The sequence below is a fragment of the Agrobacterium sp. GW821-FHT14E08 genome, from assembly GCF_058803865.1.
In genome coordinates, this window is record NZ_JBXAPJ010000006.1 from 196,535 (window position 1) to 223,141 (window position 26,607).

At 58.8% G+C, this 26,607-nt stretch carries 27 protein-coding genes; 9 read left to right on the top strand and 18 right to left on the bottom strand.

The window, feature by feature from the left end; translation table 11 throughout:
* The first annotated feature begins 78 nt into the window (after nt 1-78).
* The 3 genes from AC1ROR_RS20670 to AC1ROR_RS20680 are packed head-to-tail and all read left to right on the top strand — an operon-like array spanning nt 79 to nt 3,862.
* Nucleotides 79-1,320, top strand: coding sequence for a sugar ABC transporter substrate-binding protein (locus tag AC1ROR_RS20670; protein WP_498590560.1), 1,242 nt, complete (start codon nt 79-81; stop codon nt 1,318-1,320).
* A 60-nt stretch (nt 1,321-1,380) separates the two neighbouring features.
* The gene (locus tag AC1ROR_RS20675; protein ID WP_498590561.1) at nt 1,381-2,874 is read left to right on the top strand and encodes a sugar ABC transporter ATP-binding protein; all 1,494 of its coding nucleotides are present in this window, start codon (nt 1,381-1,383) and stop codon (nt 2,872-2,874) included.
* Nucleotides 2,864-3,862: an ABC transporter permease gene (locus AC1ROR_RS20680; protein WP_051796405.1), complete on the top strand. Its 999-nt coding sequence runs from the start codon at nt 2,864-2,866 to the stop codon at nt 3,860-3,862. Before AC1ROR_RS20675 ends, AC1ROR_RS20680 begins: the two co-directional genes overlap by 11 nt.
* Before the next feature lie 55 nt (nt 3,863-3,917).
* Here the strand turns inward: AC1ROR_RS20680 and AC1ROR_RS20685 are convergent, their stop codons facing one another.
* Nucleotides 3,918-4,700 (bottom strand): shikimate dehydrogenase family protein, encoded by a 783-nt coding sequence (locus AC1ROR_RS20685; protein WP_498590562.1) that lies wholly within the window; start codon nt 4,698-4,700, stop codon nt 3,918-3,920.
* Nucleotides 4,701-4,784: 84 nt separating this feature from the next.
* On the opposite strand from AC1ROR_RS20685, the gene AC1ROR_RS20690 reads away from it, so the two are divergent.
* Genes AC1ROR_RS20690 through AC1ROR_RS20700 form a run of 3 tightly spaced genes read left to right on the top strand, consistent with a single transcriptional unit; the run spans nt 4,785 to nt 7,611 of the window.
* Nucleotides 4,785-5,882: a glycerol dehydrogenase gene (locus AC1ROR_RS20690; RefSeq protein WP_498590563.1), complete on the top strand. Its 1,098-nt coding sequence runs from the start codon at nt 4,785-4,787 to the stop codon at nt 5,880-5,882.
* A 33-nt stretch (nt 5,883-5,915) separates the two neighbouring features.
* The gene (locus AC1ROR_RS20695; protein WP_498590564.1) at nt 5,916-6,626 is read left to right on the top strand and encodes an SDR family NAD(P)-dependent oxidoreductase; all 711 of its coding nucleotides are present in this window, start codon (nt 5,916-5,918) and stop codon (nt 6,624-6,626) included.
* A 10-nt stretch (nt 6,627-6,636) separates the two neighbouring features.
* The gene (locus AC1ROR_RS20700; protein ID WP_498590565.1) at nt 6,637-7,611 is read left to right on the top strand and encodes a zinc-binding dehydrogenase; all 975 of its coding nucleotides are present in this window, start codon (nt 6,637-6,639) and stop codon (nt 7,609-7,611) included.
* A 204-nt stretch (nt 7,612-7,815) separates the two neighbouring features.
* Here the strand turns inward: AC1ROR_RS20700 and gabD are convergent, their stop codons facing one another.
* The 11 genes from gabD to AC1ROR_RS20755 all read right to left on the bottom strand — a co-directional run bounded on the left by gabD (nt 7,816) and on the right by AC1ROR_RS20755 (nt 18,734).
* Nucleotides 7,816-9,267 (bottom strand): NADP-dependent succinate-semialdehyde dehydrogenase, encoded by a 1,452-nt coding sequence (gabD, locus tag AC1ROR_RS20705; protein ID WP_498590566.1) that lies wholly within the window; start codon nt 9,265-9,267, stop codon nt 7,816-7,818.
* Between the two features lie 180 nt (nt 9,268-9,447).
* Complete coding sequence (locus tag AC1ROR_RS20710; RefSeq protein WP_051796410.1) at nt 9,448-9,837, bottom strand: cupin domain-containing protein; 390 nt, start codon at nt 9,835-9,837, stop codon at nt 9,448-9,450.
* A gap of 23 nt (nt 9,838-9,860) precedes the next feature.
* Nucleotides 9,861-10,649 carry an SDR family NAD(P)-dependent oxidoreductase gene (locus AC1ROR_RS20715; protein WP_498590567.1) on the bottom strand — a complete coding sequence of 263 codons (789 nt, stop codon included), beginning with the start codon at nt 10,647-10,649 and terminating at the stop codon, nt 9,861-9,863.
* A 121-nt stretch (nt 10,650-10,770) separates the two neighbouring features.
* The gene (locus tag AC1ROR_RS20720; RefSeq protein WP_035225951.1) at nt 10,771-11,760 is read right to left on the bottom strand and encodes an ABC transporter permease; all 990 of its coding nucleotides are present in this window, start codon (nt 11,758-11,760) and stop codon (nt 10,771-10,773) included.
* A complete protein-coding gene (locus AC1ROR_RS20725) occupies nt 11,757-13,295 on the bottom strand; it encodes a sugar ABC transporter ATP-binding protein (RefSeq protein WP_308400324.1) in 1,539 nt (512 codons plus the stop codon). The genes AC1ROR_RS20720 and AC1ROR_RS20725 overlap by 4 nt, the downstream gene beginning before the upstream one ends.
* Before the next feature lie 48 nt (nt 13,296-13,343).
* Nucleotides 13,344-14,279 carry a sugar ABC transporter substrate-binding protein gene (locus AC1ROR_RS20730; RefSeq protein WP_051796414.1) on the bottom strand — a complete coding sequence of 312 codons (936 nt, stop codon included), beginning with the start codon at nt 14,277-14,279 and terminating at the stop codon, nt 13,344-13,346.
* Nucleotides 14,280-14,307: 28 nt separating this feature from the next.
* Entirely contained in the window at nt 14,308-15,072 is a 765-nt protein-coding gene (locus AC1ROR_RS20735; protein WP_142171576.1) for an SDR family oxidoreductase, read from the bottom strand.
* A 120-nt stretch (nt 15,073-15,192) separates the two neighbouring features.
* On the bottom strand, nt 15,193-15,975 hold the full coding sequence (locus AC1ROR_RS20740) for an SDR family NAD(P)-dependent oxidoreductase (RefSeq protein WP_498590568.1): 783 nt from the start codon (nt 15,973-15,975) through the stop codon (nt 15,193-15,195).
* Nucleotides 15,976-16,048: 73 nt separating this feature from the next.
* Nucleotides 16,049-16,993 carry a LysR family transcriptional regulator gene (locus tag AC1ROR_RS20745; RefSeq protein WP_498590569.1) on the bottom strand — a complete coding sequence of 315 codons (945 nt, stop codon included), beginning with the start codon at nt 16,991-16,993 and terminating at the stop codon, nt 16,049-16,051.
* Nucleotides 16,990-17,655, bottom strand: a complete 666-nt coding sequence (locus AC1ROR_RS20750) for a TetR/AcrR family transcriptional regulator (RefSeq protein WP_051796418.1) — start codon at nt 17,653-17,655, stop codon at nt 16,990-16,992. The genes AC1ROR_RS20745 and AC1ROR_RS20750 overlap by 4 nt, the downstream gene beginning before the upstream one ends.
* A gap of 164 nt (nt 17,656-17,819) precedes the next feature.
* The gene (locus AC1ROR_RS20755) at nt 17,820-18,734 is read right to left on the bottom strand and encodes a LysR family transcriptional regulator (protein ID WP_498590570.1); all 915 of its coding nucleotides are present in this window, start codon (nt 18,732-18,734) and stop codon (nt 17,820-17,822) included.
* 109 nt (nt 18,735-18,843) lie between these two features.
* Here AC1ROR_RS20755 and AC1ROR_RS20760 point away from each other — a divergent pair, with 109 nt between their 5' ends.
* On the top strand, nt 18,844-19,911 hold the full coding sequence (locus AC1ROR_RS20760; RefSeq protein ID WP_498590571.1) for an SDR family oxidoreductase: 1,068 nt from the start codon (nt 18,844-18,846) through the stop codon (nt 19,909-19,911).
* Between the two features lie 103 nt (nt 19,912-20,014).
* Here the strand turns inward: AC1ROR_RS20760 and AC1ROR_RS20765 are convergent, their stop codons facing one another.
* Both AC1ROR_RS20765 and AC1ROR_RS20770 read right to left on the bottom strand, forming a co-directional pair.
* Entirely contained in the window at nt 20,015-20,341 is a 327-nt protein-coding gene (locus tag AC1ROR_RS20765; RefSeq protein WP_237681123.1) for a NifU family protein, read from the bottom strand.
* Entirely contained in the window at nt 20,338-21,348 is a 1,011-nt protein-coding gene (locus AC1ROR_RS20770; RefSeq protein ID WP_035225969.1) for an amidohydrolase family protein, read from the bottom strand. Before AC1ROR_RS20770 ends, AC1ROR_RS20765 begins: the two co-directional genes overlap by 4 nt.
* A gap of 197 nt (nt 21,349-21,545) precedes the next feature.
* On the opposite strand from AC1ROR_RS20770, the gene AC1ROR_RS20775 reads away from it, so the two are divergent.
* Both AC1ROR_RS20775 and AC1ROR_RS20780 read left to right on the top strand, forming a co-directional pair.
* Nucleotides 21,546-22,439: a transketolase gene (locus tag AC1ROR_RS20775; RefSeq protein WP_498590572.1), complete on the top strand. Its 894-nt coding sequence runs from the start codon at nt 21,546-21,548 to the stop codon at nt 22,437-22,439.
* A gap of 1 nt (nt 22,440) precedes the next feature.
* Entirely contained in the window at nt 22,441-23,433 is a 993-nt protein-coding gene (locus tag AC1ROR_RS20780; protein WP_498590573.1) for a transketolase family protein, read from the top strand.
* Between the two features lie 521 nt (nt 23,434-23,954).
* Here the strand turns inward: AC1ROR_RS20780 and AC1ROR_RS20785 are convergent.
* The 4 genes from AC1ROR_RS20785 to AC1ROR_RS20800 are packed head-to-tail and all read right to left on the bottom strand — an operon-like array spanning nt 23,955 to nt 26,599.
* Complete coding sequence (locus AC1ROR_RS20785) at nt 23,955-24,158, bottom strand: tautomerase family protein (RefSeq protein ID WP_498590574.1); 204 nt, start codon at nt 24,156-24,158, stop codon at nt 23,955-23,957.
* 10 nt (nt 24,159-24,168) lie between these two features.
* Nucleotides 24,169-25,197, bottom strand: a complete 1,029-nt coding sequence (locus tag AC1ROR_RS20790) for a trans-3-hydroxy-L-proline dehydratase (RefSeq protein WP_498590575.1) — start codon at nt 25,195-25,197, stop codon at nt 24,169-24,171.
* Between the two features lie 32 nt (nt 25,198-25,229).
* Complete coding sequence (locus AC1ROR_RS20795) at nt 25,230-25,949, bottom strand: amino acid ABC transporter ATP-binding protein (RefSeq protein WP_035225980.1); 720 nt, start codon at nt 25,947-25,949, stop codon at nt 25,230-25,232.
* Complete coding sequence (locus AC1ROR_RS20800) at nt 25,946-26,599, bottom strand: amino acid ABC transporter permease (RefSeq protein ID WP_035225982.1); 654 nt, start codon at nt 26,597-26,599, stop codon at nt 25,946-25,948. The genes AC1ROR_RS20795 and AC1ROR_RS20800 overlap by 4 nt, the downstream gene beginning before the upstream one ends.
* Between the last annotated feature and the right edge of the window lie 8 nt (nt 26,600-26,607).

Below are 26,607 nucleotides of genomic sequence, written 5' to 3' on the forward strand. Positions count from 1 at the left end.
CGTCGTGCGCAGGGAGGCGCACGACTTCCGCTCGCAGGAGCGACAAATGCATAGAACTTCAACAGAGGGAGTGAGACCATGAGGTTCCTGAAATCCGCATTGCCCATGCTATGCACCGCAGCGCTGGCCCTTGCCGCCACAACGACAAACGCTGCCGAAAAACACGAGATCTACACGCTCCTGCCGAACTCGGCGCTTTCAGGCGTCATCGACCCCAACATGGCGGATCGTACCGATGTGGAGAAGGCGCTGCCTAAAACCACCCGCGAGCCCGGCAAAAAACTGGTGATCGGCTGGACGGAAATCACGCTCGGCAATCCCTGGTTCGTCAGCGTCATCGACACCGCGAAGGCCAAGGCGAAGGACTATGGCTACGAACTGGACGTCCAGGTCGCGGACGGCGATCCGGCCAAGACCTCGGCCCATATCGACGCCTTCATCGCCAAGAAGGTCGACGTCATCGTCATGGACCCGACCGATCTCGCCGCAGCGGCTGCCGACGCGCAGCGTGCCGTCGATGCCGGCATTCCCGTCATTGCCCTTGGCACCGTGCCGGATGAAAGCCCGATCGTCACCACCGTTCTGTTCAACCCTTACGGTAACGGTTTTGAAGCCGGCCGTTACGTCGCGCAGCATTATGGTGCCGACAAACAGATCACCGCAGCGGCTATCCTCGGCACCGTCGGGAATTCCACGTCTGAAAGCCGCGTCAACGGCATGATCACCGGCATCATCTATGAGCGTTCGCAACAGCTTGGCCTCAATCTCTCCAGGGAAGATGCCATGCTTGCCGGCTTCAAGAAGTTCCAGCAATTGAAGACGAGCGGTTCATTCGATTATCCGGAAGCCAAATTCGGTGTGGTTTCGATGGGCGTCGGTCTCTGGACAGAAGAAGGCGGCCTCGATGCCGCTGAAGACATCCTCACCGCTCACTCCTCCAAGCTCGACATCATCCTTGCCGAAAACGACTTCATGGGCATGGGCGCCCTGCGCGCTCTCGAAAACCAGGGCCTTAAGGGCAAGATAGCCGTTGCCAATGCGGCAGATGGCTTCCGTACCGCCCTCGATCTCGTGAAATCCGGCGACATGCTGGTCACCGGCCTTTGCTCCGGCTCGCATACCGGCGAAGGCGTCCTGGCACTTATCAACCAGATATTCGACAAGGGCCTCGATGCCAGCAATCTGCCGCTCGGCTCATATTACCCCTCGCAGATCGTGACGGAAAAGAACGTCGATGAGTTCATCGATCCGGACACGGCAAACCCCTTCTTCCGCTACACCGTTCCGCCTTTCAAGACGATCAGCGAACTCAAGGGCTGACCGACGGCCAGCAAGCACGGCGGGCCTTTCCGGGGCCTGCCCATTTGAGAGGAAGATAAGATGGACCGTCTAGAAATGCTTAACATCTCCAAGGAGTTCGGAGGTGTCACAGCGCTCAGCGGCGCACGGTTTTCCGCGCGTGCCGGAGAAGTTCACGCTCTCATGGGCGAGAACGGTGCTGGCAAATCGACGCTGATGAAAATCCTCGCGGGCGCCTACACCCATGACAAAGGCGAGATCCACATCGACGGTACGCCCGTGACCATCACCAGTCCGCAGGACGCGATGCGCAGGGGAATCTCGATCATTTACCAGGAATTCTCGCTCGCCCGCCACCTCACGGTGGCCGAAAACATTCTCATTGAAAAGCTCGGCCACGGCTTCCTTCTGGACAAACGAGCAATGCGGGCGCGCGCCGCCGAACTGCTGGCCGGCATGGGTTTTGACGATATCGATCCGGATGAGCTTACCGGCAACCTTACGGTCGCGCACCAGCAGGTCATCGAAATATGCAAGGCGCTGTCCCGGGAATGTTCGATCCTCGTCCTTGACGAACCCACCGCCGTCCTCACCAACCACGAGACGGAAAAACTGTTCAAGCTCATACGGCAGCTGCGGGAGAACGGTGTCTGCATCATCTACATCTCCCATCGGCTGGACGAGATATTCAGCCTATGTGACCGCGCCACCGTACTAAAGGACGGTGCAATCGTGGGCACGTGGGAGATCGCCACACTTGACCACAAGCGCCTCGTCAACCTGATGATCGGTCGTGAACTGAAGGACTTCTTTCCCGAACGGGACGTGACGCCCGGCCCGGTTGCTCTTGCCGTCGAAAACCTGGCAACGGGACCGCTCGTCTCCGGCGTCACCTTCGAAGTTAGAAGGGGCGAAGTGCTCGGCATCGGTGGCCTCATCGGTGCGGGACGAACCGAGGTACTGCGCGCAATTTTCGGTGCCGATCCCCTTACACAGGGTGAAGTGCGTCTCGATGGCAAAGTGCTGAGCATCAGCAGACCCGGGGAAGCCGTGCGCGCCGGCATCGGCCTGGTGCCCGAAGATCGCAAACATCAGGGATGTCTTCTCGACATGCCCATTCTTACCAATGCAATGATGACTCCGGTCAATCCGCATCTGGGGCCTTTGGGCCTGCTGCGCGATCGCCGGGAGCGCGGCGCAACCGAAAGCCTGCGCAGACAGCTCAACCTCAAGGCCGAAAGCATCGACGCTGAAGCTGGAACGCTTTCTGGCGGCAACCAGCAGAAAGTCGCGCTGATGAAATGGCTTGTTTCCGGTTGCGAGGTGTTGCTGCTCGACGAACCCACCCGCGGCGTCGACGTCGGGGCGAAGGTCGAGATTTACCGCGTCATCAACGAACTGGCGGCCAATGGCGCCGCCATAATCATGGTCTCCTCCGAAATGCTGGAACTGATCGGCATGTGCGATCGCGTGCTTGTCATGCGCGCCGGCCGGATCGCCGGTGAACTGACCGGCACAGACATTTCCGAGGAAGGTATTATCGAACTGGCAATGGGGCGCGAGAATGTCCACTAATTCAAAGGCTTCCGGCCTTGTTTCCAACCTGGTCACCTATAACATCTATATTATGCTGGTGACGCTCATCGTCGTTTCCACGCTGTTGTCAGAACATTTCCTGACACTTCAAAACATATATAATCTCCTGCGGCAACTTGCACCGCTTGCCCTGGTCGCCATCGGCATGCTGCTGGTGATCCTGACGGGAGGAATCGACCTCTCGGTCGGTTCAGTCGCGGCGATCGGCGGCATGAGCGTGGCGATGGTCATGCCGGCGCTGCCCTTTGACGGCGGCACCGCACTTGTCCTGTGCATCTTGGGTGGCGTGCTGTTCGGCGCTTTGCTCGGCGCGATCAATGGCGTTCTTGTCGCCGGCTTCGGCATGGCCTCCTTCGTCGCGACGCTCGCCATGATGACCATGGCCCGCGGCCTCGCCTATATGCTCTCCAATGGCCAGCCCGTACGCTTTCCCCGCGACCTATCGACGGCTCAGATTCTGACGGCATTCGGCAGCAAGGGCGTGCCCGGTCTCGGCCTTCCCTGGCCGGTCCTGGCCGTCTTCCTCTTCATTGCCCTGTTCATTTTCCTGTTGCGCCGGACCAACTGGGGACGCCTCACCGTCGCAACCGGCAGCAATGAGAGTGCGGTGCGCCTCGCTGGCCTTCCCGTCTGGCGCTACAAGTTCCTCGCCTTCATGCTTTGCGGCGCGCTTTCGGCCCTCGCCGGCATATTCGTGACGGCCCGTACCGCCGTCGGAACACCGGTGACCGGCATCGGCCTCGAACTCGACGCCATTGCCGCTTGCGTTATTGGTGGAGCCCTTCTGTCCGGCGGCAGGGGTACGGTGATCAACACGATGATCGGCGTCCTCATTCTGGGACTGATCGGCAACATCATGAACCTGATGAGCGTTCCAGCCTATCCGCAGCAGATCATCAAGGGTGTCATCATCATTCTGGCAGTTCTTATGCAAGGCATCGGCGCCCACGCAAAAAGACGTGTTTGACCTCCCAGGCGCCGCACCTGGTCCGCATCGCAAGTCGATGCGGACCTTTTTTGCGTCACTTGAGGAAATCAACAAGCAGGCGCACCTGCTGCTCGATCATGTGGATACCCTTATGTATGTGGCATCCCCGCTTTTCAGCCGCGATCAACAGAGGCGTCATGTCAGGTTGCATCACCACTTCAGCGACGACAGTGCCTTTGTCGAGCCTGTCGACATCGATGGGCAGGGCGTCGTTCTCATGCATGCCGAGCGCCGTGCCGTTGACAACAAGGTCATAGCCCGCCGCATCCGCCGCAGCCGCCACCACGCGGGCATCCGGGAAGGCGCCGGCAAGCTGTTTTGCCAGATGTTCGGCCTTGTGAAGCGAGCGATTTGCGATTGTAAGGTCCATCACGCCAGCCCCGAGAAGAGCATGTCCCACACCGCTCGCCGCTCCGCCGGCACCGATGAGCAGCGTGCGAAAACCCGCCGGATCATGCCCCTGATGGCGAAGCCCGGCGACGAAACCCTCGCCATCGAACATGCCGCCCGTGAGGCTGCCGTCCGCTTCCCGGCGAATGATGTTGCAGGCATCGACAAGAGTGGCAGCCCCAACTCTCCGGTCGCATAGCCTTGCGGCGGAAGCCTTGTGTGGAATGGTGATCACCATGCCGGCAATATTCGCAATAGCCCGGAAGCTGGCGACCGTCTGGTCCAGCATGTCGGGCCGCACATCAAGCGGCACCATGATCATATCCAGCCCCTGCCGCTCGCATTCAGCATTAAAACGTGACGGCGTGCGGACATGTTGGGCGGGGTGGGCGAGCAACGGGACGAAACGGGTTTTTCCGGAAATCATGCGGTTCTTCCTTAAAACGGCGACAAGACGCTTGCGCCTTCCAAACAATCATATATCATATATGAAAATTGTCTGAGAGCAAAAATGTCTGATCCCTTAACTATTTTCGACAACCAACTCAAAGTCTTCGGCGCGCCGTCGCGTTATGTCCAGGGCCGTAAGATCCTCGACCGGATCGGCGGCTTCGCCGCGCAGATTGGAAAAAGCGCCGTCCTCGTGGCAGACGTTCACGTCCTCCCTCTCGTTGAAGACACCTTTCGCCAGTCCCTGGAAAAAGCCGGCGTTTCCATGGTGATCCTGCCGTTCGAAGGCCAGATCGGTATAGAGACCGCGCAGCGGCTTTCCGCCGCGCTCGGCGAAAACGCACCTGAAATCGTCATTGCCGCGGGCGGCGGTCGCGCCATCGATGCCGGCAAGGCACTGGCGGGCGAGCGCGACATCAAGCTGATCACCGTACCGACCGTCGCCTCCAATGATGCACCGACAAGCAAGAACTACGTGCTCTACGACACCAACGACCTCCTCCTTGAAGTGAGGCACCTGAAACGTAATCCGGATTTTGTCATTGTCGATACCGCGTTGCTGGCGGGAGCGCCGAAGTCCATGTTCGCAGCCGGATTGGGTGACGCCCTGTCGAAGAAGGCCGAGGCGCTCGCCTGCGCGAGCGGTTGCGGCACAACCATGTTTCGCGCCCGGCCGACCCGCCTCTCAGGCGTGATCGCCACCCATTGTTACGACACACTCGTAACGCACGGCATTGCCGCTTTCGATGCGGCGGGTTCGGGTCTGCCGACAGAGGCTTTCGACGCGGCCGTTGAGGCGATGATACTGATGGCGGGGCTCGGTTTTGAAAGCGGTGGCCTCTCCGTTCCCCACGCGCTCACCCGCGGCCTGCCGCATGTACCGGGCGTCAATGCGAAACCGCATGGATTTCAGGTCGCCTATGGGCTTCTGGTTCACCATCAGCTTCTGGGTGAGGTATTGCCACCGGCTATTGCCGCCCTTTACCGGCATACGGGACTTCCGCTCAGCCTGCGTGCGCTTGCCGGACACCCCATCACCGAGGACCAGTTTCTCGCCGTCGCTCAGGCATCCATCACCGTACCTCACATGCTGAATTTCCCCCGCCCGCTCACGGTCGAGGACCTCGTGGAGGCAATGCATTCGGTCGAGGACGCATGACGTTATATCAAACAGAAAAGGCAGGAGCACATGATGCCCAATGAAGACCAGGCAAAACCCCTTGCGGTGGTGACCGGCGGCGGAACCGGCATTGGCCGGGCCGTGGCGGAACTTCTCGCCGAGAGCGGCTATCAGGTCATCGCGCTGGGGCTGGATCGCGATGCGGATCTGAGCGCCGCAATCGCCTTTCACAAGGTGGACCTGACCGACACCAAGGCAAGTATCGCGGCGCTGCCGCAGGGACAGCCCGTCGCTGGCCTCGTAAACTGCGCTGGCATGCTGCGCCACCAGCAGGAATGGGAGACCGACGCCTTCGAACAGGTCATGCGCGTCAATGTCACCGCCGGCTTTGCATTTTCCGCCGCCCTGCTCGACAGGTTGCAGGCTGCCGGTGGCGCCGTCGTCAATGTTGCCTCGATGTGGGCGATCTTCGGCTCCCCGGGCGCCCCGGCCTATACGGCCAGCAAGGGCGCCGTCGCCGCGATGACCCGGTCACAGGCGGTCGCCTGGGCCGGACGCGGCATTCGGGTGAATTCAATCGCGCCGGGATGGGTGGAGACCCGTATCTCGGAAAATGCGCGGACCGACGCAGCACGCGCCGAACGTATCGGCGCCCGCATTCCGATGGGACGCTGGGCCAAACCCGCCGAAGTCGCATCTGTCGTCCGTTTCCTTCTGTCGCCCGACGCGGGTTATGTGACTGGCGCGATGATTCCGATCGACGGCGGCTATTCAATCTGCTGAGGGGTAAAAAATGAAAGCTTGGGTTCATGACATAACCGGCGACCTGAACGTCCTGCAATTACGCGAAATGCCAAAGCCGCGTCCCGGGCGCGGTGAACTGCTCGTCCGTAACCGGGCGATCGGTCTCAACCCTGTCGACTGGAAATTCATACTCTGGGGCCATGACGCCTGGACGTGGCCGCATATTCCAGGTGTCGACGGGGCCGGCGAAGTAGAAGAAGTCGGGAAAGATGTCAGTCACATCGCGGCCGGCGCACGCGTCGCCTATCACAACGACCTCACACGCCCCGGTTCGTTTGCTGAATACACGGTTATCCCCGCGCGCGCGGCCATTCCTCTGCCGGCAAGCCTGCCCTTCGCCGCAGCCGCCGCAATTCCCTGCCCTGGCCTCACCGCGCAGCAGGCCATCGACAAGGTGCCGCTCTGGCCCGGAGCCCATGTGCTCGTCACCGGCGCCTCCGGAGCCGTCGGCGGCGCTTTGCTCCAGCTCGCGCGCGACAAAGGCTGGGTCGTCCATGCGGTCGCCTCTGCCGCACAGGCAAACCGCCTGCTGAAGCTCGGCGCGGCGACCGTCACAAACTATCACAACGAACATTGGAAGAGTGACTTCAGGGAACGGGTGCTGCATCAGCCAATCCATGCGGTGTTCGATATGGTGAGCGGCGCTCACGCCACCAGCCTTGCGCCGCTTTTGACGGCGAATGGTCATCTTGTCTGCATTCAGGACCGGCAGGAAGCAGCGCCGCTTCCAGCTTTCTCCACAACGATCTCACTGCATGAAGTTGGCCTCAACGCGATGCACGCCCATGCATGCGATCATCAATGGGGACGGCTGGTCGCAGCCGGTGCCGCAATGGCACGCCATATCTGCGAAGGAACCTTCGATCCTCAGCTTATCGAAACGGCGAATTTTGAGGATCTGCCCGCTGCACTTTCACGCCTGAAAGCGGGGCCGAACCCGGGCAACCGGGTGGTCGTCCTCTAGCGGACGGCGCCTGCACCATACACACGACATTATCGAAGCGGCGCACGACAATCGCCGCTTCGAGCGTTTCACTTCCAATCGCACGGCAATTGGCAGCCAATGTTGCCCCGACAGGAAAATGGCCACCCGACCGTGAGGTCAGGCAGCCATTCAGAACCGGAAGAGCGAACTCCCGCCATCGGGGAAGGTCCACTCTGGCGTCGCTCAGGCGACGCCACCGAGGCAGACATATTTGATCTCGACGAAGTCATCGATACCGTATTTCGAACCTTCGCGGCCCAGACCCGACGATTTTACGCCTCCGAAGGGTGCTTCCGCCGTCGAGATGAGCCCCGTATTGACACCCACCATCCCATATTCCAGCGCCTCCGCTACCCGGAACACACGGGCGAGATCCTTCGCATAGAAATAGGATGCGAGACCGAACTCCGTGTCATTCGCCTGAGCGATAACATCGGCTTCGTGTGCGAAACGGAAGAGCGGCGCAACCGGGCCAAAAGTTTCCTCGGTGGCCACCGCCATATCCTTCGTGACGTCGGCAAGCACGGTCGCTTCATAGAACGTTCCGCCCAGACGATGCTGCTTGCCGCCCTGAAGAACTCTGGCCCCCTTGGAGAGCGCATCGCTGACATGCTCCTCCACCTTCTTCAACGCCGCGTCGTCGATGAGCGGCCCGAGCACAACGCCCTCGTCGAAACCATTACCGGTCTTGAGGCCGCCAACCGCTTTCGCGAGCTTTTCCGCAAAGGCATCGTAGACACCGTCCTGGACGTAAAGCCGGTTTGCGCAGACGCAGGTCTGGCCATTGTTCCGGAACTTGGCAATCAACGCGCCTTCCACCGCCTCATCAAGATCGGCATCATCAAAGACGATGAAGGGCGCATTGCCGCCGAGTTCCAGACCGAGCTTCTTGATGGTTGGGGCCGACTGCCGGTAAAGCTCCGCACCCACCTCGGTCGAACCGGTGAAAGTCAGCTTCCGCACGATTGGATTAGCCGTCATCTCCGCCCCGATCTCGCGTGCCGAGCCGGTCACAACCGAAAAGAGACCCGGGGGCAGACCAGCGCGTTCGCCGAGAACCGCCAGCGCAATCGCCGAGAAGGGTGTCTGGCTTGCCGGCTTCAGCACCATGGCGCAGCCGGCCGCAAAGGCTGGCCCTGCCTTGCGGGTAATCATCGCATTCGGGAAGTTCCACGGCGTGACCGCCGCAACGACTCCAATCGGCTGCTTCAGGACCAGGATGCGCTTGTCCTTCTGGTGCCCCGGAACGATGTCGCCATAGATGCGGCGGGCTTCTTCGGCGAACCATTCGATGAAACTCGCGCCATATGCGATTTCGCCCTTGGCTTCGGCAAGCGGCTTGCCCTGCTCCGCAGTGAGTATCCGGCCCAGATCATCCTGGTTCGCCATCATCAGTTCGAACCATTTCCGCAGGACACCGGCGCGTTCCTTTGCGGTGCGGGCAGCCCATTCCCTCTGGGCTTTCTCTGCCGCGGCAATCGCCGTCTTGGTCTCGGCTGCGCCAAGCTTCGGCACGTGGCCGATCACCTCACCCGTCGCGGGGTTCGTCACGGCGATGGCCGTAGCATTCGCCTCGATCCATTCGCCGGCCACATATGCCGCCTGCCGGAACAATGTCAGGTCTTTTAGTTGCATTGGACTGATCTCCAGTATTCCTGTGGTAGCTTCGCGGCTTTACATCCGCCAAATATCGAGCATTTAATAATGCATGATATATGATGCATTATATTTTTATTTTTGGCTAGTGCGATCTGGCCCGGCAACAGTGCAAAGGACGACGCCCGACCGACGATGGAGGATGGTCCCAAACCCAGCTCATTTCAACGCCAATGGCGGGTTCGCTGACCCTTTCAACTCCACGGTCGTAAAAATGAGATCGGTGTCACCGATATTCGTGAGGTCATGGATCATATGCTGGCCGGCCCCGAAACTGAAATACCTGCAATCGCCCGGGCTATATTCTGTCTCCACTATTTCTCCCGTGGACAGCCTTGAACGCGATTTTCCCGACGTCACCGCGACCCAAAAATAATTCAATACGTGCCGGTGATAGCCGACGCGCTCGCCTGGTTTGAGACGTATTTTCCATATCCGGACGTCATTTGTTTCGGTCTCGAGAACCTGCCCAACATTTCCGTTGGTTTGAGCTTCAGCGAACTCCCTTTGCAGATCGCTGATGTGCTTATCGGTAGCCAAGTTCGTCATGGCGTTTCCTCTTGGGTTTGATCTCATGTGGTGGGCAGTACGCCACCATCGACGTTGATGACGTCGCCACTGATGAAATCGGAGAGTTCTGATGCGAGATACAGAACCGCGGAGGCAACATCCGCCACTGTACCAAGTCGCCCCGCCGGCAGCCGGGCCTCCTGCAAAAATGCCTTGACCGCGGCGTCGGGCGATGTCCCGTAGCGCTCCGCAAGCGCATGCAGAAAACCGCCGGGCCGGTCCCAGAGTTCAGTGCGAATATGCGCAGGCGCGACCACGTTGGAACGAACACCCTGGGATGTAAACTCACGGGCCAGTGCTTTCGAAAGCAGGGTTATGGCGGCTTTCGACGTACTGTAATCCGGAAGGAGCGGATGCGGCATGCGCCCGGCCTCCGACCCGCAATGAACGATGACACCCTTTCCCTGTTGCAACATGGTCGGCAAAACCGCACGCGACATGCGAATATAGCCACCCAGATTGAGGTTGAGCGTCTCGTCCCAGTCATCATCGCTTACATCGAGGAATCCTGTTCGTGTCGGGCATATCCCAGCATTGTTGAACAGGATGTCGATCCGGCCGAAACGTTCCAAAGCATGGGCGGCAACCACAGCCTCCGACCCCCGCACGGCAAGATCCAGTTCGATCGTGGCGCAGCGGTCGGGATCAGCCACCGCGGCAAGCGGCTGCATGTCCCGACTGACGCCGACGACGAATGCTCCCTCTGACAAGAAGCTCTTGGCGGTCTCAAACCCTATGCCCGAACTCGCACCAGTCACGATAACAACCTTGTCCGTCAGTTTCAGATCCATTGCAGTCTCCTCCGTTGCACTCTGCGGCGCTGTGACAGGCACAATGCAACAAAGGCATGAAGAGCAGTCAAGCAGGACCATTGCAGGATGGCGGACAGCATTCGCATCGGCCGGCGACCAATCAGAGAAGCCTCAACTTGGTCGAGCGGGACACGATGGAAACGGCAATGACAATGATCACGCCTTTGACGATGCTCTGAATATATGTGTCCATGCCCATCAGGTTGAGGCCGTTATTCATGATGCCGATGAGCAGCGCGCCGAAGAACGTTCCCATGACCGTGGCCGTACCTGGGCGCAGCATCGTCATGCCGATAAAGACTGCCGCAAGGCCGTCGAGGAGATAGGTCTCACCGCCATTGGGCTGGCCAGATCCGAGCCGTGCCGACAGGATGATTCCGGAGATCGCCGCAAAGAAAGAACTCAGGGCGAGGCCATAGACCCGATAGGATCTGACGTTGATGCCGGACAGTTCGGCTGCGCGGGCGTTGCCGCCGACCGCATAGAGGTAACGCCCAAAGGTCGTGCGCTCCATGACGAACCAGGAGAAAGCGACGAGAAGGAGCATGATCAGCGCCGGATAGGGAAAGAATGCGCCGATTTTCCCCTGACCCAGGACGAGATATCCGCCGGGAATTCCGCCATAGATCGCCCGTCCACCGGAGATGATGAAGTTGATGCCCCAGAGGATTGATCCCGCGGCAAGTGTCGCGATCAACGAGGGGACGCCGATGCCCACGACGAGCGAGGCGTTGATCAGTCCAACGGCAAGACCGGCACCCAGCGCCGCAAGGATCGCAAGGGGTATCGGCGTTCCCGCGACCAAGAGAAGCGGACAAAGCAGACCTGCAAGGCCGACCACATAGCCAACGGAAAGGTCCATTTCCTTCGCCGCAAAGCCGAATGTCAGACCGATGGCAACAATGGTCAGCATCGATATCTGCTGGAGGATATTGACGAGGTTCGTGCTCGTGAAAAACCTGTCCGTCGCCACCGAAAATCCGATGAACAGCAGGACAAGCACGACCAGCGTGCTGTATTTCTGCGCCAGCATGCCGAAGCTGATTTTTCTCACGGTAATGTCCCGTTCGGAGGTTGCTGTAATGGTCATTGTGTCACTCCCGCAATTGCATTGATGAAGGCCGCCTCATTGAAATCCTTGCGTTCGATCTCATCGCTATTGCGGCCCTGGCGGAACGGCACGATGCGATCGGCCACATAGGCGACTTCGAGAAGATCACTGGATGCGACCACGACAGCAGCACCCTGATCGGCCAGTTTCTTGATCAGTTCGTGGATCTCGCGTTTAGCCCCGACATCCACACCCTCCGTGGGTTCGAGGAAAATGAAGAGCGAATAGCGTCCCTCGGCGGCGAACAGCCACTTTGCGACCGAGACCTTCTGCTTGTTGCCACCGCTGAGTTCGACGATCTTTGCTTCTGCAGAGGAGGTCTTGATGTTGAGGCGCTTGACCAGACGCAGCGCCTCGTCATTTTCCCGACGCCGCTGGATAAGCCCGAATGGCTTGATGCTCGTTTCGCGCACGCCCGCCATGGACATGTTTTCCCGCACGGTCCAATCCGCCACCATGGCGTTGATCATCCGGTGATCCGGCACGAGTGCTGCCCCGGCGCGTTTCATGTCGCGCACGGACGCCCTTCCGACATCCCGCCCGATGAACTCGTATTGACCGGAAGCAGCCCTAGAGGGCTCGAACAGCGACTGGGCGAACTCGAAGTGGCCAGAACCCGTCAGGCCGATCAGACCGAGGATTTCGCCACGGCGGACCGCAATTTGCGAAACGGAAAAATTGTCTCCCGCCCAGCCCGAGACGTTCACGACGGTTTCTCCGAGATTGTTTTCCCGGTTGGTCATCGCCGACGTATCGAAATGATAATCGGTCTCGCCTCTCTTGGCCCGGTTGAGCATGAGATCAATCAGCTGCCGCTCCGTGATTTCGCCGTCGCTCTTGACGAGGTGGCTTACTTTGCGCCCGTCCTGAAGCACGGTGATTTCGTCTGACAGATCGATGACTTCCTGCAGGAAGTGGCTGATCAGAACAACGGACATTCCGGCCTGAGAGAGCGTGTGGATCAGATTCCAGAGGCTCTGTTTCTGCTTGGCCGGCAGTGTCGCTGTCGGCTCATCAAGAATAAGCACCTTGGGACGCGAATGCAGCGCCCGCAGGATCTCCACCACCTTCTGGTCAGCGTAAGGCAGTTCGTCCACCCGGCGGTTCAGCTGGATGGGCGTATCGGGAAACCATTGCCGCGCCAGCTCTTCGGCCTGGCGCACGACCTGACCCCTGTTGATGAAGAAACCGCCTTTGGCAGGTTCAAATCCAAGGCATATATTTTCTGCGGCGGTCAGGTGGGGCACAAGGTTCCCCTCCTGCGAAACGAGCGAGACACCGGTGGCCACCGCAACGGCGGGGTTCTCGAAAGTGATCGCCTGCCCTGCCATGCGCAATGTCCCTGTTGTCGGCATTACAGCACCGCTCAAGACACCCATGAGGGTCGATTTTCCGGCGCCGTTCTCGCCGACAACGCCGTGCACCCGGCCTTCCCGGATCTCGATCGAAACGTTGTCGAGCGCGAGCGTACCCGGCCATTGCTTAGAGATGTTTTCGAGCGCGATCGCCATCATTCACCTATAGAGTTCGGCAGGCGGCTTTCGCCGCCCGCCTGGGAGGAGTTACTGGCAATTATCCTTGGTAAACAGCGTGGCGCCGTAATAGACGATATCCTTGCCGTTCGTGACCGACTTGGGGTCTTCACCATCGATCTTTGCGCGTTTGGCATATTCGGCCAGCTTCGCGCCCCATTCCTCGAATTGCTGACGGCCCGTCGCGACAAACATCGAATCCTTGGCACATACGGCCTTGATCGCTTCAGGATGCCCGTCCATCCCGGAGACCGGCACGGTAAGGCCAGCTCCCTGCAGAGCGGTGATGGCCGCCTGCGCCGGCTCGTCCCACGGCGTCCACACCGCGGTAATGTCGTTGCCGTAACGCGTTGCGAAATCCTGCACGGCGTTAAGCGTCTCCTGATAGAAATTGGCGACGTCGAAATTATATTCGCCGATGATCTTGACCTCGGGATACTCCTTCAGGATCGCCTTCAGCGTGTCCGTGCGTTCCCGCACGGGCTTGATCTTGTCGGTGGTGATGATGATCAGGTTGCCCTTGCCCTTGATCTGGCTGATAAGGCTGAGAGAGACCTCGGCCGACATCTGCCAGTTGTTGGTCGTAATGTCGGCCGTAGATCCGGGGATCCAGCCTGAATCGACCGTATAAACCGGGATCTTGGCGGCCTCGGCGCTCTTCAGCGCATTGCTGGAGGCGCGCAGGTCGGCATAGGTAATGTAAATCACGTCAACACCGCGATTGACCGCATCGTCGATGTTGTTTGCAACCTTCTCGGCCGCGCCGGCGGAATCGAGATAGGTGATTTCCCAGTCGGAAATCTTGTTGTCGGTCAGGTACTTCTTGAACCCGTCCTCTGTGCGCTGTTCGGCCTGGAATGCAGCATTACCCTGGATCCAGCCGATCTTGAGGGGTTGCGCGAACGCCGTGCCGGAAATGAGCATCGATACGAATAGCGTGCCCGTCAGTTTGGAAAGCCTATGCATGTTTTTCTCCTCCTTTGTTGTTTGTTGGTCAGGTCGACAGAAAGCCGCCATCGACGTTGAGATCGACGCCGGTGCAGTAACTTGCAGCATCACTTGCCAGAAAGACCGCCGGACCGCCGACCTCCCGGGGTTGGCCCAGACGTTGCATCGGCGTCATCGATGCGAACCGGCTGACATGTTCCGCAACCTCCGAGCGACTGTTCATCGGCGTCGCCATGAAGCCCGGGCTCAGGCAATTGACCCTTACGCCCCGCGGCGCCCATTCGGCTGCCAGGCTTTTGGTGAGGCGGATAACGCCTGCCTTGCTGGCATCATAGTGAACCTGTTCAAGGCCATTGATGGCCGTCGAGCCACAGATCGACGCCATGTTGAGGATGGAGCCGCAGCCCCGCTGCAGCATTCGCCGCCCCTCCGCCTGACAGGACCAGAACAATCCGTTGAGGTTGATTTCCATCAGCCGCAGATATTGCGCCCTGGGCAGATGCTCGGCCGGAGAGACGTCAACGACACCCGCACTATTGGCAGCGATAACGACAGGTCCAAGAACCTCTTCAGCCTTGTCAAAAGCGCGATCGATGGAGTCCGGATCGGTTACATCACCTTCAAGGGCGATTGCCGTGCGCCCCAGAGCGCCAATCAACCGGACTGTCTCATCAAGACCGGCGCTGGAGCCGAGATCCAGGCAGGCCACATCCGCGCCGGCCTCGGCATAGGCTATGGCGATCGCCTGACCAAGGCCGCTGCCCGCACCGGTGACGAAGGCCTTTTTGTCAGTAAGGTCAAACTGGTTCACGAAGCTCCTCCCGAAATCTGCGTAAGCCCTTGATAGCGCAAATGCTTATTTACATTGATGGCCTGCCTTTGAATTCACTGTTCAGCAATGCTGAAGAAGGGTTCGGATATCTATCCGACGTTACAGAATCGACCGGATCGTGCCGCCTTCGGCCCGCATCGCCATGCCGTTGAGATGTGCTGAAGCCGCCAGATGGACCACGCTTCGAGCCACCTCCACCGGCTCGATCATCCTGCGGATCAGCGAGGTCGGTTCCGTGTCATCGAAATACTGGGCGACCACATCCGCGCGCGTTACCCCGCGATCCCGCGCAATCTCTTCGTGATACCGCTTGACGGCATCCGTGTCGGTCGGACCGGGAAGGATGGTATTCACGCGCACGCGTGTTCCCTTGGTCAGTTCGGCGAGCGCCCTCGAGACACCGAGGATGCAGGTTTTCATCGCGCCATAATGCGGCATCCAGGCCTGCGGCTTCACGCCGCTTTCACTGCCGATGAAGACAACGCTGCCCTCGCCGCGCGCCAGCATGTCCTTGAGTACAAGGCGGGACATCCGCACGCCGGTCATGACATTGACGTCGAAATAGCGAAACCAGTGTTCGTCGGTCGTCTCGAAGAAATCCCGGACTTCAAAAATCCCGATGCTGTTGACCAGAATGTCCACCGGCTTGCGGCTGAGGGCGAATGTGTAGAGAGCCTGCGCCTCACCATCAGCCGTCAGGTCGCCGGCTCGGCCTCGGCATTGGGAACCAATGGTCGCGCAGGCGCTTTCAACTTCGGCATCATTCAGGCCGCTGACCGTGACAATTGCGTCCTCGGCCGCGAAAGCTTTTGCTATGGCAAGTCCGATGCCGGTCGCACCACCCGTGACAAGGACGTGCTTGTCTTTCAGGCCATAATCCATTCGAAACTCCACGGTTGATCGTTCGGCAAAACCGCGAGGCTGCCGGTAAAAAATTTGAGTTGGGCGATTTCTGTTAGGCTGCGCCGCAGAGCTGAAGTGGCCCTTTGAGGCTAAGCTCCACGCTACGGCTCATCCGCTTGACCCGATGAACGAGAAAATCGATGAACTCCACCGTTCTGAGCGGCAGTCTGTGCCGCTGTTCGGACAGGAGATGGATAATCGCGGGCTCCTCTTGGAACTCCAGCAGCACCGGCACCAGCGTACCCGCCTCGAGCGCATGACAGACATCCCAGGACGATGCATGGATGATGCCCTGCCCGGCCTGCGCAAGGTCGATAAGCGCCGTCCAGTCCGACACCAGCCGGTTGCCGCTGACCCGCACCGCGCTTTGCTCCCCGTCGGCTGCGAACGTCCATTTGTCGTTCGGAAGTTTGCCGTCGAGGTAGATAAGACAGTTATGGTTCACCAGATCCTGCGGTGTTTCCGGTACCCCGAACCGATCGAGATAGGCCTGTGACGCGCAGGTGACGATCGGGTTGGCACCAAGCTTTCGGGTGGTCAGAGCGCTGTCCGGCATTGCGCCGAAACGGATCGCCATATCGCACTCGTTCTCCACGAGGTTTATATCCTCCCCGCCAAAGATCAGCCGAAAGCCAACCTCCGGATGATCCTTGCCAAACTCATTCGTCAGCGGAACCAGGTATTTGCGGCCGAAATCCGCCGGTGCTGCGATCGTCACCGTGCCGAAAGCACATCCCTTGCGGGCCCGCATCGTCTTGTCGAGTTTTTCGAAATCATCAATGATCGCCTTCGACGTTTCGAACAGATACCTGCCCTCTTCCGTGAGGCTGAGCGAGCGCGTCGTCCGTTTCAACAATGCGACACCGAAATGGTCTTCGAGCGCCTTCAGGCGTCCGCTCATCGTCGCCGGCGAAAGACCCAGCTTGGTAGCCGCCATCGAGAAGCTGTTGGATTTGACGATCTCGGAAAAGACGCGAAGGTCTTGAATGCTGCTCATTTCGAACCCTCCATCTTGGAAACATACGTGCCCATGCGGCGCATGCTTTCGGAAAGCCCCGTGACGAAGACATCAACGCGCGCCTCGATGACAGGATCGAGTTTTTCAGGAATCCTGTTGCGGTAAATGTATTTGCGCACGCCGAAATAAAAGAAGCTGCAGTGAAACCCCCAGACGATCTCAACCGCCAGCTCATCTGCGGCAGCGCCCGTCGGAGGCGTTACTCCCGCTTCGGCAGCGATCTCCCTGTAGATCAGGGGAAATGTCGTTTCATGGAGAAGCCCGAGATATCGCTTGCTGATCTGCGGATCTTCAAGCGCGGATGCGATGAAAATGCGAATCCACCGCTCGTCGAGAATAGCCAGGGTATAGGCCTTGAGGTAGCGGATCAGGCGATCGCGTATCGGAATGCTACGATCGGATAGCTGGGCATTCCAGTTCTGGTCCCAGCGTTTCAAATATACTTCATCGTAGATTTTCTTCAGAAGTTCATCGCGGTTCTTGAAATACCGATAGAGAAGCGGCTGGGACACACCAAGCGCGTCAGCGAGCTCCCGCGTCGTGAAGCTCAGGCCGCGTTGCGCCACGTAGGTGATCGCAAAATCGAGAATCTGCTGTTCCCGATCAGCCGCATCGAGATATTTTTTGACAACTTTTTGCATGTTTCGCCAGTTTCGGCAGCGTTACCGCCACCGTCCTTCCCGCTATCGAAACAATATTGACCCGGATTTCATCCGGGATCGAAAAACCACCCGCGCCCACTCCCTGAGCAGGATTAGAGATAACACCAGCCCCACAAATGATCAAGTGATAAATTATCAAATGATCATTTGTGCCGTCTTGCATCCCCGAGATTGGTGACGAGAAAATCGAGAAAACGTCGGATTCGCTGGGGAACGTGCGACTGGGCGGAATAGATGGCGCTGATGGGTTCGGATTCCTGGGCATCATAGGCCGGCAGAAGTGCCACCAGCCTCCCCTCTTCCAGATCCTTGCCGATGTGGAATTCGGAGAGCCTGGCGATGCCTAGCCCGGCAAGCGCAAAACCTCTGAGCGTCTCGCCGTTATTGACCGCCAGATTGCCGGCAACCGAAACCACAATCCCGACGCCGCTGTCGTCGACATCCCTGAAATTCCAGACCGAGTGCTGCGGTTTGCCGGCAATGGTCAGGCAATTGTGCTTTCTCAGGTCATTTGGATGAACAGGGCTGCCCTGCAGGCGCAGATATTCCGGGCTGGCCACCACATACCGGGGCGAATTCAAAAGACGCCTGGTCTTCATGGATGAATCCTGAAGGCTTCCCGTGCGGATCGCCAGATCGGTCCGTTCCAGGATGAGATCCACCGGTTCGTCGCTCAGTTCCAGGTCGATTTTCATGCCCGTATTCTCGGCCAGGAATCGCGGAATGAGAGGGCATACGGCGTGAATTCCGAAAGGAACGTTGCAACTGACCTTGAGAACACCAACGGCGCTTTCTGACTGCCGGGCGATCTGGGTTTCCACCTCGGCAATGTCCTGCAGGATGGATCTGGAGAGGGAATGAAATGCCTCCCCTTCCGATGTCAGGCGCAGCGAACGCGTGGAACGAACGACGAGCTGGACGCCCAGCCGCTGTTCAAGCCGCGCGACGAGCTTGCTGATTGCGGAGGGAGAAAGGCCGAGTTTATCTGCCGCATTCGAAAAGCTTCCGGACTCGGCAACACAGACGAATACCTCCATCTCAAAGGCGCGGTTTTGCATGACGGCTCCATCTGTGAACAATTTTCACTTTACTTATTCCGTGGATGGGATTTCCGACAAGCGCCACAGCAGCCATCTTCACCCTCTTTCCAAACATGAGAGGTGTAAAATGTACCAGAAGCGCGCGCTGATTGTCGGCGTAACGGGGATCGTGGGACTGAATGTGGCCGAGCATCTTCGCAGCGAAGGTGGCTGGGAGATTCATGGCCTGTCGCGGCGGCCGCCTGTCGGCGCCTCCTACATCCAGTCCCGCAGCGTCGATCTCCTTGATCGGGACGCAGCCATCGCCGCACTCTCCGATCTCGCCCCTACCCACATCTTTTACTGCTCCTGGACGCTCGGCTCCAACGAAGACGAAAACATCCGGCTGAACGGCGACATGCTGCGCACGGTGCTCGATGCCTTCGCGGAGAAGGGCAGCGTGGAGCATGTAGGCGTCGTTACCGGCACCAAGCACTATCTTGGTCCCTTCGAGGATTACGGCAAGGTCACCCCCGTTACGCCGTTCCGTGAAACGGCACCCCGCCTTCCCAAGAAGAACTTCTATTACGAGCTTGAAGATGTGGTGATGGCCTATGGCGCGAAATATGGTTTCGGCTGGTCCGTGCATCGCTCTCACACCATCATCGGTTATGCAGTCGGCAATCTGATGAACATCGGCGCCACGCTGGCAACCCATGCCTCGATCTGCAAGGCGACCGGGCAGCCCTTCCGCTTTCCCGGCAGCGCCACGGCCTATCGCGGCCTGAACGACATCACGGACGCCCGGATTCTGTCCAAGCAGATCGTCTGGGCAGGTACCGAACCCAATGCCCGCAACGAAGCATTCAACGCCGTGAACGGCGACGTCTTCCGGTGGGAACAGCTGTGGCAGCGTATTGCCGATTATTTCGATATCCCCGTTGCCGAATATCCGGGTGAGTTCAATTCGCTGGTAGAGCAGATGAAGAACTCGTCCGACGCCTGGGACGAGCTCGTCAAGACGCACAACCTCCAGCCCAACAAGCTCGACAAGCTTGCCTCCGCCTGGCACACCGATCTCGATCTCGGTCGCCCCATGGAGTGCGTGCATTCCACGGCCAAGGCGCGGGCATTGGGCTTTACCGAAACGCAGGACACCGAACAGTCATTCATCGACGTCTTCGACCGTCTGCGAGCCGAGAAAATCATTCCCTGAAAATGCGGAGCCGCGACGCCAGCGTCGTGGCTCCCACAAAAAAGAGATGCGGGAGCCGGGGCTCCCGCATTTTTTGTTGATCGTGTATCCAGAAATGCAGAGCCTAGCCTGCTGAGGAAGCAGCCTCCAGGACAGGGCGCGCTCCCAGTCTGCGGGCAAGCCGGTCGAGCGCTTTCGGCCCGACATTGACCTGCTCGCAACGCACATCCGTCACACCCTCGACATCCATCAGGTACGACCGGATAGGACCCACATAGGTCATCGCCATATTCGGGCACGCCTTGCAGGCGCCCAGAAGCCTGATGCTGACGACACCGTCAGCGGAGATATCGGAAACCTCGATATCTCCACCATGGCCCAGAATAAGAGGACGCACCCGGGCGAATGCGGCCTCAAGTGCTTCCGGCGAGATGTGGGATGACTGCATCATGCCACCAGCCCCAGTTCGATCTTCTTGGCTTCGATGTCTATGCCCATGCCCCGCGCAAATGCCTTGCCGAGTATGTTTTCCTTCATTTCGCGGGTAATCTCGGGGTAGCCGTAGCGCTCCTGGAGCTCTTCGGGCATTTCGAGATTGGCCAGGGTATCGATATAGGTCTGCACGTGGGGCCAGATGAAAGCTTCCGATCCGTAGCAGATCCGATCGGAGCCGACATAAAGGAGGGCTTCGCCGAGCCGCTCGAGCATTTTCCAGGGCTGCAGATAGTACTGATTGAACCACAGCGGCAGGATCAGGAAGATATTGTCGAAACGGCTGGCGATGGAGATCGTCTCATCGACATAGGGGTCACCAAGATGATGGATGCCGAAATTCAACTCCGGGAAATCGGCAGCGGCATATTGGATATCATTCGGCTTGAACGCCTCCACGGGGCCGAGCTCCAGCGGAAAGCCCTTGTGGAACTGGACCATCTTGATCCCGAGATCAATCGCCTTCTCCCATAGCGGATAGGCAATGTCGCGGTCGTCTGCGCGCCAGGAGCATCCACGGCGCTGGTACTGATAGAACTTCATGCTGACGGCACCCAGTTCCTTGACCTGCCGCTCCATTTCCGCAAGCGCGAAATCCAGCCCGTGATAGGCAGGGTCCACGCCACCGGTGAGGACGACACGCTTCGGGTTTGACTTGGCGAAAGCGTCGCTCAGTTCGACCGGGCCGAGCCCGGCCCGCCAGTGTGAAAAGAGGGGCACCGAGCAGGCAGAGGCCATGTCGGTATCGGAGTTCTCAAACAGCATCTTGTTGCCCCACTCCAGGTCCGGATTGGAGAAGGTCGAGGTTTCCGGCGGCGGCCCCCTGCGGCCCGTCAGGTTGATGAAACCCGCGATCTGCGATCGCAGCAGACGCACCCGTCTCCCGTCGCTTCCGTCCTTGATCTGATTGTCGCCGAAGTCCTGCGTGTGGACCGCGGCATCGAAAACGAACATCCCGTCTTTCATTCGATATCTCCTCGTTTGGAATTTTTGCACGATGGATATCCGGTGAGTAACACACGCGAACCCATTATTTTCTTTGGAAAATTCGAAGATTGTTTTCAGAGAAAAGCGGCAGCGGGCGGGCGCCCGACTTGTTAAGTCTTTAGTATTCGAAATCGCGTTTGCCTCTATCCGGCAGCGCGCAATGACGAGGATTTGACGTGACCAGACCCGACTTAGCCAAGGCCAGCGAGCGTTCGAACGATGCGCTGCTCCATCCCACCGAAGACGAAATCGCCTATCTCAAGGACAGGGCAAAATTCTGCCGGCTCGAGACCATTCGGCTGATCGAGATCGCCAAGGTCGGCCATTACACATCGGTCTTCTCGGCGGCCGAACTCTTCTCTGCACTGTATTACGGTGTGATGGATCTGCGGCACGGCGAGCCGAAATGGGAAGACCGGGACCGCTTCATGATGGGCAAGGGGCACGCGGCCGTCGGCCTGTTTCCGATCCTTGCGGATCTGGGCTTTATCGATCCGGCTCTTCTCGACGATTACACGCGGCTCGGCAGCCCCCTCGGAGATCATCCCGACATGACCAAGGTGCCGGGAATCGACTTCAGCTCCGGCTCGATCGGCCACGCTCTTTCCGCCGGCTGCGGCATGGCGCTGGCGGCGCGAATGCTCGGCAAGGACTTCTTCACATTCGTCATGATCGGCGACGGCGAACTTCAGGAAGGACAGGTGTGGGAGGCCGCACTGTTTGGTGCTCACAATGAGCTTGGACGCCTTGTGGGCATCATCGACCGCAACGGCTACCAGCTGGATGGCTCCGTCGATGACGTCATCGGCGTGGAGCCCATCGAGGAAAAATGGCGCGCCTTCGGCTGGGAAACGCACGTCGTCGACGGCCATGACGTGGCCGCGGTCACGACCCTGCTGCGGACATTGAAGCGAGATGTCAATCGGACAAAGCCGGTTATGGTTATTGCCCAGACCGTAAAGGGCAAGGGCGTATCCTACATGGAAACAGAGCCGGGCTGGCATCTGGGATACCTTGACCCATCCGACGCCGCAAAGGCGATTGCCGAAATTGAGGCCATGGAGATCTGAGATGAACAAGCCGCTTTCCGACAAGTCCTGGCAGTATCGCCAGTTGAACGCCGTCACCCCGGGCCTCGATGCCCTCTCCGATGCGCTGCTTGAACTGGTGGCACTCGGAGAACCGATCGTCGCCGGCACCGCCGATTTGCAATATTCCAACGGTCTTTCGAAGTTCCACCGGCTGCATCCGGAGCGCTTCGTGCAATTCGGGATTTCCGAGCAGAACATGGTGTCGGCCGCCGCCGGCATGGCAGCGGTCGGGATGAAACCTTATGTCGCGACATTCGCCTCATTCCTTGCCCTGCTGTGCTGCGAGCAGATCCGCATGGACGTAGCCTATTCGCGGCTGCCCGTCCGTCTTATCGGCCATCATGCGGGCATTTCGCTTGGCTTCTATGGGACATCGCACCACGCCACGGAAGACCTTGCCATTGCACGGTCCATCGCCAATCTGACCGTCGTGGCGCCCGCCGATGGGAACCAGCTGATGGAGGTCATCAAGGCGTCTAACGATTATCCTGACCCGATCTATATCAGAATCCAGCGCGGGCGCGATCCTGTGGTCTATCCGCAGCGCCTGCCCTTTACGTTCGGCAAGGCCATCGAACACTTCAAGGGAACGGACCTCACGATCATCGCGACCGGCTCCACCGTCCATCCGGGTCTGGAGGCCGCGAAAACCCTGCGGGCGGAAGGGCACAGCGTTGGCTTCATCGACATGGCGACCGTCAAGCCGATCGACAGGGACGCGATCCTGAACGCCGCCGCCCAGTGCAGACGCATTCTGACCGTTGAGGAGCACAATGTTCTCGGCGGCCTTGGCGGCGCGGTCGCAGAGGTTCTTTCGGATGAGGGAATGCCCGTATATCTGAAGCGGCACGGCATATACGATGAATACAGCCTGATCGCTCCACCGACACACCTTTATGCCCATTACAAGCTCGACGCCGCCGGCATCAAGTCCGTCGCTGGAAGCTTCATCGAAGATTATCCGAAGAGCTGATCAAACGCGTCGCACAGGAACTCGAAAACACTCCTGCTGCGGGCATTCATCGCCGGCAGCAGGAGGAATGGCGGCTCGTGGAGGCTCACCGATATTGTGAATTCTGTATTCGGAGTTACCGAGGAATAATTCCCAAAAAATGGCTTAAGGTCATCATGAGTTATCGAAACAGCACTTTAATTGGGAGGATTAAAAATGCCGACAACTATACTCAGTGGAACGAAAGAGCCTGCCCTGTCGTGGGCAGAGACGATCATGGTCCTGCTTGGAAAAGCCAACATCTGGTACCATTGTTATTCGCCACGCGGGTGACCCGCATAAATCCGGCGGTGATGCGAATGGTTTCACAATAGGCAAGGGATTGCGACACTCGCTGAAACGGTCTTTTCTGCGAGCCAATGAAGCCTGTTTCCGTTCGCAGCCGCGCGCGTAATGGCGGGCAATGGTCCTGTTCAACGGGACTTTGAGTCTACCAACCAAAGAATGGCAAATCCTGTCGCGACGGACAGGATTTGCCAGCATCAGTTATTTGAAACAAATCCACTGCTCGCCAGCGGCGCACCAGCAACGAACCAGTTGTCGGCCGCAATATCAACGAACAACACGACTGTCGCCTCCGGCCTGATCCCACCCACCCTTTCAAGCGTGTCGGTGATAGCCTTGGCGAGTTCCGCCTTCTTCTCGGGGCTACGGCCCGGAAAGAGTTCGACTTTTACAATTGGCATCCTGGCAACCTCAATGATCCATTGGCCAGGTATCGGAGACGCGATAACCGCTCTGGAACGGATCGGCCGGATCCACCATCAGCTGCTTGGTGCCAATGATCCAGGCGCGACCAGACAAGATAGGTCTGATTGCCGGCACGCCGTTGATCTCACTCTCCTCATCGATGCTGCAATGGAACTCGCTGTCGAGCAGTGAGGTGCCCACGAACCTGTCACCGACTTTCATCAATCCCTTGGCATGGAGGACCGCCATCCGTGCGGAACAACCCGTGCCACAGGGCGAGCGGTCAACCTTGCCCGGCCGGATTGCAACGGCGTTCTTGCCATGTAGAACGCCGTCCTTCATGAAAACCGGGTCGGTCATCTGGCAGAATGAGATGTGATTCCAGTCATTCGCAGGATGTTTGAACCCGAGTTGTTCATTGGCTGCATCCGTAATCCTCATGCCCATGTGAGCAATGTCACGTGCCTGATCGGGACTGAGACTGAGACCAAGCGAACCCGCATCGACGATAACGAAGCTGTCGCCGCCATAGGCGGTATCAACGGTTACCGTACCGATCCCTTCCACCTCCAGCTTGACGTCGAGCTTGTCGGCGAAAGAGGCCACATTGCGGACGCGGATACGCTCAGCCTTGCCGTTTCGGCACTCAGCCTCGATATCGATCAGTCCTCCTGGCGCCTCGAGGACCAGACGTGTGATCGGTTCCTGCATCGGGATAATCCCCGTGTCTAACAGAACCGTCGAGACACACATCGAGTTCGATCCCGACATCGGCGGCGTATCGGCCGGTTCCATGATGATCCAGCCCATTTGTGCCTTCGGGTCCTTCGGCGGCACCAGCAGGTTGACGTGCCGAAACACGCCGCCGCGCGGTTCGTTGAGAACGAAGTTGCGGAGGGTTTCGTCCTCGGCAATCCAGCGCGCCTGGTCCCAGATCGTGGATCCCGGAGGAGGAGCGACGCCACCGACGATAACGTCGCCGACTTCGCCTTCAGCATGGCAGCTGACGACATGAACGATCTTGGATGAGCGCACTGTTCAGTTTCCTCGATTACAACCGGAGCGGTTCAGATGGACTTCAGGAAAGCCGCGGTTTCCGGCTTCTGGGGATTCTCGAAAATCTGCTCCGGCGAGCCGATCTCGTGAATGCGCCCCTCCCGGAAGAAGGCAACGCGATCGGACACTTCGCGGGCGAAACGCATTTCGTGGGTGACGACGATCATCGTCATGCCTTCCTTCGACAACATGCGCATCGTATCGAGCACTTCGCCAACAAGCTGCGGATCGAGCGCCGATGTAACCTCATCGAACAGCATGTAGTCAGGAGACATCGCAAGCGCCCTCGCGATTGCCATGCGCTGCTGCTGGCCGCCGGAAAGGCGCGACGGAAATACGCCGAGCTTTTCCTTCAGCCCCACATGCGACAATTGCTCGATTGCGATGGCCTCAGCCTCTTCCCGTGATTTCCCAAGAACCTTCCGCGGAGCCAGCGTAACGTTTTCGAGGACGGTAAGATGCGGAAAGGCATTCCACTGCTGGAAGACGATACCGATGCGCCTGCGCAGCTTGTTGAGGTCGGTAGCCTTGGCGTGAACCTCCACGCCATCGACGGTAATACGTCCCTGCTGAATTCCCTCAAGGCCGTTGATGCACATCAGCATCGTCGACTTTCCAGACCCCGAACCGCCGATCATCGACAGGACTTCGCCCTTCTGAACCGTCAGATCCACGCCTTTGAGGACATGCAGCGTACCGAATTGTTTGTGTACGTTTTCGATGGCGATCATTGCGTGCCCCACTTCTTCTCAAGTTGATTGCCGAGCCTGGCGATTGGAAAACTCATCGCGAAGTAGATCAGGCCGGTGATGCCGAGGATCAGCAGTGGCTCCTGAACGCGCGATGTTACGATTTGCGAGCTTCGCAGAAGTTCGACTATGCCGATCCAGAGAACGAGCGCGGTATCCTTCATCACGCCAAGCGTGAGACCGATCCAGCTCGGAAAGACGATCCGGGTGGCGATCGGCAGCGTTATCGACGTCAATTCCTGCCGCCAGCTGAGGCCGAGAGACCGTGCCGCGCGGCGCGTCGTCTGGGGGACTGCGCCGACACCGCTTCTGACGATCTCGGTGCAGAAGGCGGAAGCGTAAATCCCAAGGCAAACGCAGCCGACGACAAAGGTCGGCCAGTTGAGCTTGAGCATGCTGTTGAACGAGTTGAACAACACGAGCTGGATAAGAAGCGGCACCGACCGGAAGACGTCGAGGACGGCGCCTAGCGAGTTGCCGATCCACCATGGCGCCCCGGCCCGGACAAGGCCGAAAAGGACACCGAGGACGGTGCCGATGACAACCGCAACAAGGGTGATTGAAAGTGTGGTCACGGCTCCCGACAACAGGAATTGAAGGTCGCCCCACGAAAATGATCCACCGAAATACATCGCGACCT

What these genes read in the sequence shown, in the direction of transcription:
- AC1ROR_RS20675 (WP_498590561.1), top strand. Translation starts at nt 1,381, where the DNA reads ATGGACCGTCTAGAAATGCTTAACATCTCCAAGGAGTTCGGAGGTGTC.
- AC1ROR_RS20695 (WP_498590564.1), top strand. Translation starts at nt 5,916, where the DNA reads ATGCCCAATGAAGACCAGGCAAAACCCCTTGCGGTGGTGACCGGCGGC.
- AC1ROR_RS20750 (WP_051796418.1), bottom strand. Translation starts at nt 17,655, where the DNA reads ATGCAAAAAGTTGTCAAAAAATATCTCGATGCGGCTGATCGGGAACAG.
- AC1ROR_RS20680 (WP_051796405.1), top strand. Translation starts at nt 2,864, where the DNA reads ATGTCCACTAATTCAAAGGCTTCCGGCCTTGTTTCCAACCTGGTCACC.
- AC1ROR_RS20670 (WP_498590560.1), top strand. Translation starts at nt 79, where the DNA reads ATGAGGTTCCTGAAATCCGCATTGCCCATGCTATGCACCGCAGCGCTG.
- AC1ROR_RS20715 (WP_498590567.1), bottom strand. Translation starts at nt 10,649, where the DNA reads ATGGATCTGAAACTGACGGACAAGGTTGTTATCGTGACTGGTGCGAGT.
- gabD (WP_498590566.1), bottom strand. Translation starts at nt 9,267, where the DNA reads ATGCAACTAAAAGACCTGACATTGTTCCGGCAGGCGGCATATGTGGCC.
- AC1ROR_RS20690 (WP_498590563.1), top strand. Translation starts at nt 4,785, where the DNA reads ATGTCTGATCCCTTAACTATTTTCGACAACCAACTCAAAGTCTTCGGC.
- AC1ROR_RS20795 (WP_035225980.1), bottom strand. Translation starts at nt 25,949, where the DNA reads ATGATCGCCATCGAAAACGTACACAAACAATTCGGTACGCTGCATGTC.
- AC1ROR_RS20770 (WP_035225969.1), bottom strand. Translation starts at nt 21,348, where the DNA reads ATGAAAGACGGGATGTTCGTTTTCGATGCCGCGGTCCACACGCAGGAC.
- AC1ROR_RS20765 (WP_237681123.1), bottom strand. Translation starts at nt 20,341, where the DNA reads ATGATGCAGTCATCCCACATCTCGCCGGAAGCACTTGAGGCCGCATTC.
- AC1ROR_RS20780 (WP_498590573.1), top strand. Translation starts at nt 22,441, where the DNA reads ATGAACAAGCCGCTTTCCGACAAGTCCTGGCAGTATCGCCAGTTGAAC.
- AC1ROR_RS20720 (WP_035225951.1), bottom strand. Translation starts at nt 11,760, where the DNA reads ATGACCATTACAGCAACCTCCGAACGGGACATTACCGTGAGAAAAATC.
- AC1ROR_RS20730 (WP_051796414.1), bottom strand. Translation starts at nt 14,279, where the DNA reads ATGCATAGGCTTTCCAAACTGACGGGCACGCTATTCGTATCGATGCTC.
- AC1ROR_RS20740 (WP_498590568.1), bottom strand. Translation starts at nt 15,975, where the DNA reads ATGGATTATGGCCTGAAAGACAAGCACGTCCTTGTCACGGGTGGTGCG.
- AC1ROR_RS20785 (WP_498590574.1), bottom strand. Translation starts at nt 24,158, where the DNA reads ATGCCAATTGTAAAAGTCGAACTCTTTCCGGGCCGTAGCCCCGAGAAG.
- AC1ROR_RS20760 (WP_498590571.1), top strand. Translation starts at nt 18,844, where the DNA reads ATGTACCAGAAGCGCGCGCTGATTGTCGGCGTAACGGGGATCGTGGGA.
- AC1ROR_RS20800 (WP_035225982.1), bottom strand. Translation starts at nt 26,599, where the DNA reads ATGTATTTCGGTGGATCATTTTCGTGGGGCGACCTTCAATTCCTGTTG.
- AC1ROR_RS20755 (WP_498590570.1), bottom strand. Translation starts at nt 18,734, where the DNA reads ATGCAAAACCGCGCCTTTGAGATGGAGGTATTCGTCTGTGTTGCCGAG.
- AC1ROR_RS20725 (WP_308400324.1), bottom strand. Translation starts at nt 13,295, where the DNA reads ATGATGGCGATCGCGCTCGAAAACATCTCTAAGCAATGGCCGGGTACG.
- AC1ROR_RS20745 (WP_498590569.1), bottom strand. Translation starts at nt 16,993, where the DNA reads ATGAGCAGCATTCAAGACCTTCGCGTCTTTTCCGAGATCGTCAAATCC.
- AC1ROR_RS20685 (WP_498590562.1), bottom strand. Translation starts at nt 4,700, where the DNA reads ATGATTTCCGGAAAAACCCGTTTCGTCCCGTTGCTCGCCCACCCCGCC.
- AC1ROR_RS20710 (WP_051796410.1), bottom strand. Translation starts at nt 9,837, where the DNA reads ATGACGAACTTGGCTACCGATAAGCACATCAGCGATCTGCAAAGGGAG.
- AC1ROR_RS20700 (WP_498590565.1), top strand. Translation starts at nt 6,637, where the DNA reads ATGAAAGCTTGGGTTCATGACATAACCGGCGACCTGAACGTCCTGCAA.